Genomic DNA, 459 nt, shown 5'->3' on the forward strand with positions numbered 1-459 from the left:
CCCTGGTGGGCGGCGTGCGCGCGGCGCAGCAGCAGGTACGGGTGGTCGTGCTCGCCGAGAAGGACGACCCGGCCCGCGCCGCCCTCGCCCTGCAGGCGGGCGCCTCCGGCTGGGTCGCCAAGGACTGCTCGCTGAGCCGGCTGCTCACCGTCATCCGCGGCGTGCTGCGCGACGAGACCCATCTGCCGCCCGCGCTGCTGACCGGCGTCCTGCGGGAGTTGACCGCCGCCCGGCGCCATCGCACGGAGAGCGAGCGCCTGGTGGAGTCGCTGACCCCGCGCGAGCGGGAGGTGCTGCGCTGCATGGTCGCGGGCCTGGGGCGCAAAGCCGTCGCCGAGCGCCTGTACCTGTCCCCGCACACCGTGCGCACCCACATGCAGAACGTCCTCGGCAAGCTGGGCGTGCACTCCACGCTGGCCGCGGTCGCCCTGGCCCGGCGGGCCGGGGTGGGACCGGTGG

General features: G+C 76.3%; 1 protein-coding gene. It reads left to right on the plus strand.

Annotated elements, in window-relative coordinates; all coding sequences use genetic code 11:
* A partial coding sequence (locus tag LPA54_RS38230) for a LuxR C-terminal-related transcriptional regulator (RefSeq protein WP_228984984.1) occupies nucleotides 1-459 on the plus strand: 459 nt, incomplete at both ends.

The sequence above is a fragment of the Streptomyces sp. DH12 genome, assembly GCF_020873895.1.
In the GTDB taxonomy this organism is placed as follows: domain Bacteria; phylum Actinomycetota; class Actinomycetes; order Streptomycetales; family Streptomycetaceae; genus Streptomyces.